The 11,848-nt window shown below is 69.1% G+C and carries 10 protein-coding genes; 4 read left to right on the top strand and 6 right to left on the bottom strand.

Annotated elements, in window-relative coordinates:
* Positions 1–30: 30 nt before the first annotated feature.
* Both ACE3P2_RS04225 and ACE3P2_RS04220 read right to left on the bottom strand, forming a co-directional pair.
* Positions 31–741 (bottom strand): long-chain N-acyl amino acid synthase, encoded by a 711-nt coding sequence (locus ACE3P2_RS04225; RefSeq protein WP_374261417.1) that lies wholly within the window; start codon positions 739–741, stop codon positions 31–33.
* 127 nt (positions 742–868) lie between these two features.
* The gene (locus ACE3P2_RS04220) at positions 869–2,593 is read right to left on the bottom strand and encodes an ABC transporter transmembrane domain-containing protein (RefSeq protein WP_374261415.1); all 1,725 of its coding nucleotides are present in this window, start codon (positions 2,591–2,593) and stop codon (positions 869–871) included.
* An 84-nt stretch (positions 2,594–2,677) separates the two neighbouring features.
* On the opposite strand from ACE3P2_RS04220, the gene ACE3P2_RS04215 reads away from it, so the two are divergent.
* Both ACE3P2_RS04215 and ACE3P2_RS04210 read left to right on the top strand, forming a co-directional pair.
* Positions 2,678–3,079 (top strand): MAPEG family protein, encoded by a 402-nt coding sequence (locus ACE3P2_RS04215; RefSeq protein WP_374261414.1) that lies wholly within the window; start codon positions 2,678–2,680, stop codon positions 3,077–3,079.
* Entirely contained in the window at positions 3,076–4,128 is a 1,053-nt protein-coding gene (locus ACE3P2_RS04210) for a poly(3-hydroxybutyrate) depolymerase (RefSeq protein WP_374261412.1), read from the top strand. Before ACE3P2_RS04215 ends, ACE3P2_RS04210 begins: the two co-directional genes overlap by 4 nt.
* A 42-nt stretch (positions 4,129–4,170) precedes the next feature.
* Here ACE3P2_RS04210 and ACE3P2_RS04205 read toward each other — a convergent pair whose 3' ends face one another.
* Positions 4,171–4,947 (bottom strand): ferredoxin--NADP reductase, encoded by a 777-nt coding sequence (locus tag ACE3P2_RS04205; protein WP_374261410.1) that lies wholly within the window; start codon positions 4,945–4,947, stop codon positions 4,171–4,173.
* Positions 4,948–5,044: 97 nt separating this feature from the next.
* On the opposite strand from ACE3P2_RS04205, the gene ACE3P2_RS04200 reads away from it, so the two are divergent.
* Together ACE3P2_RS04200 and ACE3P2_RS04195 are read left to right on the top strand one after the other, a co-directional pair.
* Entirely contained in the window at positions 5,045–5,971 is a 927-nt protein-coding gene (locus ACE3P2_RS04200) for a LysR family transcriptional regulator (RefSeq protein ID WP_374261408.1), read from the top strand.
* Positions 5,972–6,440: 469 nt separating this feature from the next.
* Positions 6,441–8,222 (top strand): M61 family metallopeptidase, encoded by a 1,782-nt coding sequence (locus ACE3P2_RS04195; protein WP_374261406.1) that lies wholly within the window; start codon positions 6,441–6,443, stop codon positions 8,220–8,222.
* A gap of 9 nt (positions 8,223–8,231) precedes the next feature.
* Here the strand turns inward: ACE3P2_RS04195 and ACE3P2_RS04190 are convergent, their stop codons facing one another.
* The 3 genes from ACE3P2_RS04190 to imuA are packed head-to-tail and all read right to left on the bottom strand — an operon-like array spanning position 8,232 to position 11,760.
* Positions 8,232–9,581 carry an MATE family efflux transporter gene (locus tag ACE3P2_RS04190; RefSeq protein ID WP_374261404.1) on the bottom strand — a complete coding sequence of 450 codons (1,350 nt, stop codon included), beginning with the start codon at positions 9,579–9,581 and terminating at the stop codon, positions 8,232–8,234.
* A gap of 24 nt (positions 9,582–9,605) precedes the next feature.
* Positions 9,606–11,069, bottom strand: coding sequence for a DNA polymerase Y family protein (locus ACE3P2_RS04185; RefSeq protein ID WP_374261402.1), 1,464 nt, complete (start codon positions 11,067–11,069; stop codon positions 9,606–9,608).
* The gene (gene imuA, locus ACE3P2_RS04180) at positions 11,005–11,760 is read right to left on the bottom strand and encodes a translesion DNA synthesis-associated protein ImuA (RefSeq protein WP_374261400.1); all 756 of its coding nucleotides are present in this window, start codon (positions 11,758–11,760) and stop codon (positions 11,005–11,007) included. The genes ACE3P2_RS04185 and imuA overlap by 65 nt, the downstream gene beginning before the upstream one ends.
* Positions 11,761–11,848: the final 88 nt, after the last annotated feature.

The following is an 11,848-nucleotide window of genomic DNA, read 5'->3' as shown; positions in this document are numbered from 1 at the left end:
GTGCGGCGAGGCGGGGTCGGGCCCCTGCGTTCAGTGCGCGGCGCTGAGGCGACGCAGGATCGCGTCCTGTTCGCCGAGGGACAGGAAATAAGGGTAGAGGGTGCGCACGCTCGGGTCCGAGGTGCCGCCGTAGAGGCCGATCTGCTCGTCCATGTGGGCGAGTTCGAGATGGAGCAGCACCGCCGGGGCGCTGACCCGCGGACAGACGCGCTCTTCGCCGATGTACGAGAAGCCGATCATCCGCTGATAGAAGCCGGCGTGGCGAGGGTGGACTTCGATCACCACGTCGGTGACGCCGTGCAGCAGGCGACCGTGGATGTAAACCAGGTGCAGCAGGGCGCCGAGCACTTCCTTGGCGTTGTGGTGGGTGTCCATGGCGAGGCGGGTGAGCTCGCACAGGCGGGCGCCGCGCTGGCGCAGATTTCGCAGTTCGTCGGGGTAGAGGGCGTCGGCGAGGATGCCGTCCTTGCCGTCGAGGCCGAGGGTGATGGTGCCGAAGATCGCGCTGTCGTCCGATGCGACCAGGGTGATGCGGTCGGGACGGGTGGTATGCAGGTCGGTGTCGACCGGAGTCAGTCCGCGCCACTCGTACATCCGCTCGATCAGCAGGCGGACGGCCCGGTCGTGGCGGTGAGGGTCAGCGCATTCAACCGTGTAGGTCGTGGTCCGGCTGGCGCCGAACTCGAGGGCGTCGAGTTCGTCGAGGCGGGGCGCTGACATGGCGCGGAGGGAAGTATTCATCGCGGGTATGATGCCCCGCCCGAGGGGGCGGGCGGCCGCGGAGGAATTCACAGAAAATTGCAATTGGGTGTGGCGCGCGGTGGTGTTGCGCGTGACAAAGGAATTACTTCTCGAATGCCGCGGGGTTTCAGCTCACGAACTGGAGCTGGGCAAGGCGTGCGTAGAGCCCGTCCTGGGCCACGAGTTCGGCGTGGCGGCCCTGCTGGACAATGCGTCCGCCGTCGAGCACCAGGATGCGGTCGGCCTTCTGCACGGTGGCCAGGCGGTGGGCGATGACGAGGGTGGTGCGGCGGCGCATCAGCCCGTCCAGGGCGGTCTGCACCATGCGCTCGCTCTCGGCGTCGAGGGCCGAGGTGGCTTCGTCGAGAAGCAGCACCGGGCGGTCGGCGAGGATCGCCCGGGCGATGGCAATACGCTGGCGCTGGCCGCCCGACAGACGCACGCCCCGTTCGCCCAGATCGGTGTCGTAGCCGTCGGGCAGGCGGGCGATGAACTCGTCGGCGAAAGCCGCCGCGCAGGCAGCGCGCACGTCGTCGAGACTGGCGTCGGGGCGGGCGTAGCGCACGTTGTCGGCGACGCTGGCGGCGAAGATCACCGCGTCCTGGGGCACGAGCGCGATGCGCCGGCGCAGGGCGAGGGGATCGGTGGCGGTGAGGGCGACGCCGTCCAGCCGGACCACGCCCGCCTGCGGATCGTAGAAGCGCAGCAGCAACTGGAACACCGTGCTTTTGCCCGAGCCAGACGGGCCCACCAGGGCGACGGTTTCGCCGGGGGCAACGTCGAGGCTGAAGCCGTCGAGGGCGGGTGTGTCCGGCCGGCTGGGATAGGCGAAGCGCACGGCCTCGAAGGCCAGGGCGCCTCGGGCGGGTTCGGGCAGAGCCTGCGGATGCGCGGGGGCGACGATGGCCGGCGCGGTGCGCAGGATGTCGGTCAGCCTTTCGGTGGCGCCGGCGGCGCGTTGCAGGTCGCCCCAGACCTCCGAGAGGGCGCCGACGCTGCCGGCCACGAGGGCGGCGTAGAACACGAAGGCCGAGAGTTCGCCCGCGGTGAGGGTGCCGGCCAGCACGTCGTGCCCGCCCACCCACAGGATGAAGGCCACCGCACCGAAGACCAGCACCATCACCGCGGCCACCAGCCGGGCGCGGTTGGCGACGCGGGCGCGGGCGGTGGCGAAGCTGCGTTCGACCAGGCTGCCAAAGTCGTGCCGGTCGGCGTCCTCGTGGCCGTAGGCCTGCACGATGCGGATCTCGTGGATGGTCTCGTCGATGCGGTTGCCCAGGTCGGCCACGCGGTCCTGGCTCTCGCGGGCAAGGCGGCGCACGCGGCGGCCGAACAGGATGATCGGCACCACCACCAGCGGCACGCCGCCCACGGTGAGCAGGCTGAGCTTGAGGCTGGTGGTGAACAGCATCGCCAGCCCGCCCACCAGCAGCAACGCGTTGCGCAGCGCGATGGACAGGCTGGAGCCGATCACGTTCTCGATCTGGGTGGTGTCGGACGTGAGGCGCGAGATCACCTCGCCGGTGCGACCGGCCTCGAACCAGGCGGGGGGCAGGGTCAGCAGGTGATCGAAGACGCGCCGGCGGATGTCCGCCGTTACCCGTTCGCCGAGCCACGAGACGTTGTAAAAGCGCAGATAGGTGGCGCCGGCCAGTACCAGGATCAGCCCGCCCATGCTGGCGAGGGTGCGGTCGAGCCACGCCGGGTCGCCGGCCGAGAAGCCCTTGTCGATGACGGCGCGCAGCCCCTGGCCCACGGCAAGCATGGCGGCGGCGGCAACGACGAGGGCGATGGCGGCCACCAGGACGCGGCGGCGATAGGGGGCGAGAAGCGACAGAAGGGTGCGGAACATGGCGGGGCGGGATGACGCGCTGTAATGCGCAGTATGACGGAGCGGCGGTAAGCTTACGGCCTCCGTCACTCAAAAACACGTCCCATGCTCGCTGATACTCCTCTCACGGCCGGCGTCACGCTACTGATCGTCCTGCTGATGTTCGGCACCTGCTTCGCGGTCGGCAAGGGCCGCCATCGGTATGGTGTGCAGGCGCCGGCGGTGACCGGTCATCCCGCGTTCGAGCGCCTCTACCGGGTCCAGATGAACACCCTCGAGTGGGCGGCGATGACCTTGCCTTGCCTGTGGCTCTGCGCGGCCTACGTGAGCGACCCGGTGGCGGCGGCGCTCGGTGGACTGTGGCTGCTCGGGCGCGTCTGGTATGCCGTCGGCTATGCCCGCGAACCCGCGCTGCGGGCCAAGGGCTTCACCGTGGCGGCGCTGGCCTTTGGCGGGCTGGGGCTGGCTGCGGGGGGCGGTGTGGTGTGGCGACTGCTGGGGGCATGACGATGCAGCTGCGATGGATGGCCTTGTGGTTCGGCCTGGGTGCCAGCGCGGCCTGGGCGGATGGGGCGGCGAAGCTGCCGGCGCTGGGCGCCGACGCGTCGGCGCTGACGGTGTCCGGCATTTCGTCGGGCGGTTACATGGCGGTGCAGTTCCAGGTGGCCTATGCGCGGTTGGTTCGGGGGGCTGGCATCCTGGCTGCCGGGCCTTACGACTGCGCCGAAGGCAGCACCGTGCGTGCGCTCGCCAACTGCATGTCGCCGACCCGCTGGACGCCGCCGCCCACGCCGGCCGACGTGAAGCCCAAGATGGAGTCCCGCGCCCGCCTCGATCTCATCGACCCGCCGGCGGCGCTGGCCGACGACAAGGTATGGGTGCTGACCGGTGGCGCCGATCACACGGTGGCGCGGCCGGTGGTGGATGCCCTGGTGGCCTTCTACCGGCAGTGGGTGCCGGCGACGTCGATCAAGTTCGTGGCCTTGCCCAACGCCGGCCACGCGATGATCTCGGTGTCGGACGGCAAGCCCAATGCCTGCGACACATCGGCGCCGCCCTTCATCAACCGCTGCGGGGATTTCGATGCGCCCGGCGAATTGCTCCAGCACCTGCTCGGCAAACTGAACCCGAAAACCGTACCCGAGCCGGGCCACCTCGTCGTCTTCGATCAGCGCCCCTTCACGGGCGGCCTGCCGGCCGACATCAGCATGGGTGAGACGGGCTTCGCCTACGTTCCGGCGGTCTGCCGTGCGGGGGGCTGCCGGGTGCACGTGGCCTTTCATGGGTGCCGCCAGGGCGAAGACGCGCTGGGCCGGCGTTTTGCCGACGGCGCGGGCTACAACGCTTGGGCCGAAACCAACCGGCTGATCGTGCTGTACCCGCAGGTGGTGGCGCGCAGCGGCTGGGCGCCGGGTTCGATGCGCTGGCTCTACAACCCGAAGGGCTGCTGGGACTGGTGGGGCTACAGCGGCGTCGATTACGCCACCCGCAACGCGCCGCAGATCGCCGCCGTGCGCCAGATGGTGGCCCGGCTGGCAGAAGCGCCGGCGCGATGAGCGCGGCAATCCGGCCGCCGCCGGGTTGCCGCCGTCGCCGGCTTATTTCTCGACGAAGGCCCGCTCGATGACGTAGTCGCCGGGCGCGCCGATGTGCGGCGAGATCTGGAAGCCATAGGCGTCGAGCATCTTGCAGCAGTCGTCGAGCATCGCCGGGCTACCGCAGATCATCGCGCGGTCGCGAGCCGGGTCGAGCGGCGGCAGGCCGATGTCCTCGAAGAGCTTGCCGGTGGTGACGACGTCGGTCACGCGGCCCTGGTTGCGGAATTCTTCGCGGGTGACGGTGGGGTAGTAGATCAGCTTGCGCTTCACTTCTTCGCCGAAGAATTCGTTTTCGGGCAGCTCCTGCTCGATGAACTCGGCGTAGGCCAGCTCGGAGACGTAGCGCACCCCGTGCAGCAGCACGACTTTCTCGAAGCGCTCGTAGGTTTCCGGGTCCTGGATCACGCTCATGAACGGGGCGAGGCCGGTGCCGGTGGAAAACAGGTAGAGGTTGCGGCCCGGAAGCAGGTCGGAAAGCACCAGCGTGCCGGTGGGCTTCTTGCTCACCACGATGGGGTCGCCCGGCTGCAGGTGCTGGAGGCGTGAGGTGAGCGGGCCGTTCTGCACCTTGATGCTGAAGAATTCCAGGTGCTCCTCGTAGTTGGGACTGGCGATGCTGTAGGCGCGCGTCAGTGGGCGGCCCTCGACTTCGAGGCCGATCATGACGAACTGGCCGTTGTCAAACCGCAAGCCCGCGTCGCGGGTGACCTTGAAGCTGAACAGGGATTCGTTCCAGTGGCGGACTTCGAGAACGGTTTGGGTGCTGAGTTTGCTCATGGCCGGGCCTGCGCGGATGTTGTGATGCAGCAATTCTAGTCAGCCAAACAAATCTGTAAAATGGATTATATTGATATAGATATTCTATTTTGCAGATATGAAGTACACCCTCAGGCAACTGGAAATCTTCGCTGCGGTGGCCCGTCACGAAAGCGTGTCGCGGGCGGCGGCGGAGCTGGCCCTGTCCCAGTCGGCCACCAGCACCGCGCTGGGCGAGTTCGAGCGCCAGTTCGACACCCAGCTCTTCGACCGCATCGGCAAGGCGTTGCGTCTGAACGAACTGGGACGCGTGCTGCTGCCCCACGCGGTGCAGCTCATCGAGCACGCCGCCGAGATCGAGACGCTGCTGGCCCGCAAGACGGATTTCGGCCCGCTGCAGATCGGCGCGACACTCACCGTCGGCAATTACCTGGCCACCCTGATCGCCGCCGATTTCCTGCGGCGCCATCCCAGCGCGCAGGTGAAGCTGTCGGTGCATAACTCGGCGACCATCGTCGATCAGCTGGTGCACTACGAGCTGGATCTGGGCCTCATCGAGGGCCAGTGCCGCCACCCCGATCTGGTAGCCGAGCCATGGGTGGAGGACGAGCTGGTGGTGTTCTGCGCGCCCGGTCATCCGCTCGCGGCGGGTGGGCGGGCGAGCCTGGCCGACCTGGCGGCGCAAGACTGGATCCTGCGCGAGGCGGGTTCGGGCACCCGCGAAACCTTCGACCAGGCCCTGCGCCACTTTGGCGGCAGCCTCAACGTGCGTCTGGAGCTTGAGCACACCGAGGCGATCAAACGCGCGGTGGAAAGCGGGGTGGGCGTGAGCTGCATCTCACGCCTGGCGCTGCGCGAGGCGTTCCGCCGCGGCAGCCTGGTGGCGATCGAAACACCCGAGCTCGACCTGCGGCGGCAGTTTCAGTTCGTCACTCACAAACGCAAATACGTGACCGCCGGGATGCGCGAGTTCATTGCGCAGTGCCGCAAGATGACGGCCGGCGTCTCCCGCAGCGATCAGATCGCGCTGCCGTTCATCCCCTGATCCGGGCCGCCGGGGCTTGCCCACAGCGTGCAGAAACCCACAGCCAGCGTGGGCAAGGCTGTGGAAAAACTGTGGGGTCCGCTGTCATATGGCGGACACAAAAGGGTTTTTTACCATTGCTTAAAAATAGAGCAATTCTGTTTAAACGCCGTTTTGGATAGTTTTAATCTATTCACACAAAACCGGGGATAAGCTGTGGAAAACCTGTGCGCCGGAAACTCAGCATACTGATTCGAAAAGAAAAAACCACGTAGCCTCAATTTGGGGCAGGGGTCTCGAGGGGCTTCGAAGGCCGGGTTTTCCCCACCGGACGTGGGCAAGGGTGTGGAAAAACTGTGGGCGCGGGCTGCAACACCTTCTACGGAAAGGTTTTTGTGTTGCTGCCTAAAAATGAGGCAGCAGCGAGGGCGCGCGAGGCCGGTGTGGCGGTTAGAATCTGCGCCTTCCGATTTCTGCGCTACCGGTTCCGATGAATTCCGCCGTTCGCTACACCCTCCGCGCCGTCCAGCCGGCCGCCCATTTGTTCGAAGTCACGCTGCACCTCGCCGAGCCCGACCCGGCAGGGCAGGTGTTCAGCCTGCCGGCGTGGATTCCGGGCAGCTACATGATCCGGGAGTTCGCGAAGAACATCGTGAGCCTTTCCGCGAAGGCGGGCGGCAAGCCGGTCGAGGCGTACAAGCGGGACAAGCACACCTGGCAGCTGCCGGCCGGGGTGACGGGCCCCGTTGCGCTCACCTACACGGTGTACGCCTGGGACCTGTCGGTGCGCACCGCGCATCTGGATTCGACCCACGGCTTCTTCAACGGCACCAGCGTCTTCTTGTGTGCCCACGGCTGCGAGCACCTGCCGCACCGGGTCGACATCCGCCCGCCGGCGGGGCTTGAGGACGCCGGCTGGCGTGTCGCCACCAGCCTGCCCGAGGCGATGGGCGAGGCGGGCGCGGCGGAGCGCTACGGCTTCGGGCTCTACGCGGCGGAGAACTACGACGCGCTGATCGACCATCCGGTCGAGATGGGGCGTTTCTCGCTGGCCGAATTCGACGCCTGCGGCGTGCCCCACGCGGTGGCGATCACCGGCCGTCACGACTGTGACATGGCGCGGCTGGTGGAGGATCTGCAACCGATCTGCGAGGCGCAGATCCGTCTGTTCGGCGAACCGGCGCCAATGGCGCGCTATGTCTTCCTGGTGATGGCGGTGGGCGACGGTTATGGCGGCCTGGAGCACCGCGCCTCCACCGCGCTGCTGTGCAGCCGCGCCGATCTGCCCCACGTGGGCATGGAAGCCCCGTCCGACGGTTATCGGCAGTTCCTAGGGCTGTGCAGCCACGAGTATTTCCATACCTGGAATGTCAAGCGCATCAAGCCGGCAGCCTTCGTGCCCTACGATTTGCGCCACGAGAACTACACCCGCCTGCTGTGGGCCTTCGAGGGCTTCACTTCGTACTACGACGACCTGTTGCTGGTGCGCAGCGGGCGCATCGCCGCCAAGGACTACCTCGGCCTGCTCGGCAAGACCATCAGCCAGGTGCACAAGGGTAGCGGGCGGCGCAAGCAGAGCGTCGCCGAATCGTCCTTCGAGGCCTGGACCAAGTATTACCGCCAGGACGAGAACAGCCCCAACGCCATCGTGAGCTATTACACCAAGGGCGCGCTGGTGGGCCTGCTGCTGGACCTGCGCCTGCGGGCCGAGAGCCGAGGGGCGACCAGCCTCGACGGCCTCATGCGCGCCCTGTGGCAACGCCACGGCCAGACCGGCGTGGGGGTGGCCGAGGACGGCTTGTTCGCGCTGGCCGCCGAGTTCGGCGGGGTGGAACTGGGCGCCTGGCTGCGCGAGGTGGTCGAGGGCACCGGCGAGCTGCCGCTACAGGCCTGGCTCCAGCGTTTCGGTGTAACCCTGACCTGGGAGGCGGCGAGCGAGTCCCCAGGCATCGGCGTGCGCACCAGCGCCGACGGCGATCAGCTCAAGCTCGCCAACGTCTACGACGGCGGCTCGGCCCAGGCGGCCGGGTTGTCGGCCGGCGACGTGCTGGTGGCGCTCGATGGCATCCGGGTCGGCGCGGGCAATTTCGACAAGCTGCTGGCCCGCCGGCTGGCCGGCGATCGGGTAGAAATCCATGCCTTCCGGCGCGACGAATTGATGAGCTTCGACGTCGCGCTGCGTGCTGCACCGGCCGATGTGGCCAAGCTGTCGCTCGCCGACGACGCATCGGGCCCGGCCCGGGCCCTGCGCGAGGGTTGGCTGGGCGCCTGAGGCGGCGGGTCAGACCGCGTTGCGTGCCACCACGTGGAGGTAGGCGGCGAACAGCACCGAGGCTGCAACGGTGCTGGCCACCGCGGCCTGCCAGAATCCGGCCACGCCCTGGGGCGACAGCAGGTCGGCAACGCCATGAAAGGCCAGAAGATAGCCGCCGGCGAGCCCGATGCCCCAGAAGCAGACGGTGTGCACCAGCATTGGCCCGAAAGTGACCTTGTAGCCGCGCAGGGCATGGGCGGCAACGGTCTGGACGGCGTCGAAGAATTGGTAGACGCAGATGTAGATCACCAGCGACATCGCCAGGCCGTGCACCGCCGGGTCGGTGGTGTAGGCCGCGACGATCGGGTCGCGCACGAGCCATACGGCGACGCTCGCCAGCGTCGACAAGACGGTAGCCGCCAAGATGCCGACCCGCGCGGCACGCCGTGCTTCGCCGCCGTCGCGGGCTCCGAGGGCCTGGCCCACCAGCACCAGGGTGGCGATGGCGAGGGCCAGCGGCAGCATGTAGATCAAGGCCGACAGATTGCCGACGATGCGGTAGCCCGCCACCACCGTGGCGCCCAGCTTGGCCACCAGCAGCGCGATGAGGGTAAAGGAAGTGATCTCGACGAAGCTCGAGAAACCCATCGGCAACCCCAGGCGCAGGAGCTCGGCGAGCGCCCTGGCGCGGGGAGGCTGCCAATGGGAAAAAAGGTGGTAGGGCTGGTACGTCGGGCTGCGGATCACATGCACCAGGGCGGCGGCCAGGGCCAGCCAGCAGATGCACACGCTCGATACCGCGCAGCCCATGCCCCCCAGCGGCGCAAGGCCCAGATGGCCGTTGATGAGCGCCCACGAGAGCGGGATATGCACCGCGGTGGTGGCGAGGCTGATGAACATCAGCACGCGGGTGCGCCCCAGTGCATTGGTGAAGGCGTAGAAGGTGCGGTAGAGGAAAGCCGCCGGCAGGCCCCAGGCGATCGTCGCGAGGTAATCGCGGGCGCCGGCGTCCACGTCGGGCCCGACCTCGGAGAGTTGCATCAGCCAGTCGGGTTGGCGCAGGAACAGCATGGCCGGCACCGACAGCGCGAGGGCGAGCCAGAAACCTTGCTGCACCGCCGGCCCGATCTCGTCGTTGCGGCCGGCTCCGACCTGATGGGCGACGGTCGGTGCGACGGCCTGCAGGATGCCCACCATCAGCATCACCACCGAGATATAGATGCCGCTGCCGACCGCCACGGCGGCCAGATCGGTGGTGCCGTAGCGGCCGGTCAGCACGGTGTCGCTGACCATCTGGGTCATTGACGAGAGCTGGGCGATCAGCACCGGCCAGGCGAGGGCGACGATGCGGCGGAGGAGGTCGGCGGGCGATTTCATGGGCGGCGTAGTGTAGCGCGGCGGTCAGCCGAAATAGCCGTGCAGGAACCAGTCGTGGGGGGCACGGCGTTCGCGGAAGACCCACGCGAGGCTGAGATCGGGGCGGCGGATGACGTAGTAGTCGCGCGCCACGGCTGCGCCGGCACCGTCCCACCAGCCGGATTCGATCCGCTCGGGGCCCGCGACGAGGCTTTCTGGGGGCGGAGGCGGCAGCGGGCGTGGTTCGGACAGCAGCCAGAGGGGGCGCGGCGACGTGGGCAGGGGCGCGGGGCCGGCACGGGCGACCTGCTGCGGCTCGACCCAGCGTGAGGCGTGTTCGGGGCGGTGGTCCGGGTGGGGGGCCAGGCTGCGCACGGCGTCGGCACCGAGGCGCGCCCGCAGGGTGGCGAGCAACAGGCCGGGATCGCCGTCCTCGCCGGTCCTGGCGTCGAACAGATCGCTGCGCGGCGGGGCCAGGGGCCGGGGCGCATCGGCTTCAAGACGCAAGGCGTCGACAGGGGCCGGCAGGGGCTGGTGGCTGAGGTGTTCGCGGGCCAGCAGCTGGCAGCGCGCCATGTCGCGGGACAGGCTGCCGAGCACGATGTCGAGGCGGTGTTCGCGTTCGATGCCCCGGTGCAGGCTGCCCAGGCGTTCGAACTCCAGCACCAGCGTGAATCGCTCCAGGCCCGCATGGCGGGCTTCCAGCCAGCCGGCGAGACCGCCGAGCAGCCGGCGGGTGGCAAACAGTAGTACCTCGACCTGTTCGCTGGGGGCCGGCAGCGGCAGGCGGCTGACAAAGCGCTCGGGCGGCGCGAACCACGGACGCGGATCGGGTGTGCGGCCGTAGGCGCGATCGAGTAGATCGGTGATCGCCTGGGCCTGGCGACGGGCGAGACCGCTGCGGGGCAGGCGGCGGATCTCGCCGAGACGACGCGTGCCGATGCTGGCGAGGAGGTCGAGGCTGTCTGCGCCGAGGCCGGGCTCGTCGGCAAGGAGGGTCAGCGGCAGCGCATCGAGGGCGGGCTCCAGTTGGTCCCCTTCGAACAGGCTGCCGGGCGCGGCGCGGGCCAGCCAGCGGGCGGCGAGCGGGGTTGGTGCGGCGGCCAGACGACCGTCGAAGCCGAGTTCGGCGAGTCCGGCTTCGATGGCGGCGCAGAGGGGCGCGAGGCCCCCGAAGAGGCGCAGGCTGGCCCGCACCTCGAGGAGCAGGGTGGCCGGTGGGTCGAGGCTGACCGATGGCGTGAAGCGCCCGGCCCAGCAGGCGAGGTCGGCCAGGGTGGCGAGTTCCTGGGAAATGTCCCGGTCGATCACACGTAGTCCGGGGGCGAGCGCCAGGGCGCCGGCGCGACGCTGGCCGGGCTCGACGCCGAGCGCCCGCGCGGCGGCATCGACCGCCATCACCCGTTGGCGGGGATGGGGGGCGAGGATCGCCAGCGGAGCGGCGTCAGCGCGTCCCCGCGCGAAGATCTGCAGGGCCAGATCGGGCAGGTGAAGGGCGCACCAGAGCATGGACGGAGGCGCCGCCGGCAGGGCGGGCAGGCAGGGCGGCGGGGGCGAGTGGCCCGGTGGGGCCGGGCAGGTCGAGGGCGATCGGGCCGGCGAGTTGCGGGCCGCGCCGTTTGAGGATGTGGAGGTCCACCCCGCCGATTCGGGCGCGCAGGGCAAGGCGCAACACTGCCGGCGAAGCCTGATTGGCGAGGCTGTCGGGGCGGATCAGGAACAGGGGAGTGGCACTTTCTTCTGCGGCCAGCTGAAGGCGGCGCAGCGCGGCCATGTCTGCGTCGGCGAGCCACAGCACGACGGCCGCGCAGCTGTGCGAGTCGAGCGCCTGGCGGGCGGCCCAGCGGGCATGGGCAGGGCTGTCGGCGCGGACGAACAGGAGACGCTCGAGAGGCACGCTGGCGGCGGCCAGGGCCGGCGCGTAGGGGGGCTCGGGTGGCGCCACGCAGACTGCCCAGCGCTTGGCTGGCGTTCGGGCAAGCAGGGGCAGGAGAAGCGCGAGTTCGCCGACACCGGTGCGGGGCACCAGGATTTCGGTGAGGGCGCCCACCGGCCAGCCTCCTCCGGGGAGGGCGGCATCAAGACGGGCGTGGCCGGTCGAAAGCCCCGGGGCGGACGGCGCGGCCAGCCGGTCACCTCGCCAGACGAGGTGAGCGAGCTTGTCTGGCGGGCTGGCGGGGACGGAGGCGAGGGCGGCCATGCAGGGTCTCGACAGACGGAATGAACACACGCAGGGGCGGGACCGGCGCTGCCCGCCGGATCGCCCTGCATCGAAAGCGAGGCGGCGC

Source organism: Zoogloea sp. (assembly GCF_041911615.1).
Classification (GTDB): domain Bacteria; phylum Pseudomonadota; class Gammaproteobacteria; order Burkholderiales; family Rhodocyclaceae; genus Zoogloea.
The sequence above is the reverse complement of the archived record's forward strand: the minus strand, read 5'-3'. Positions and strand labels throughout refer to the sequence as shown.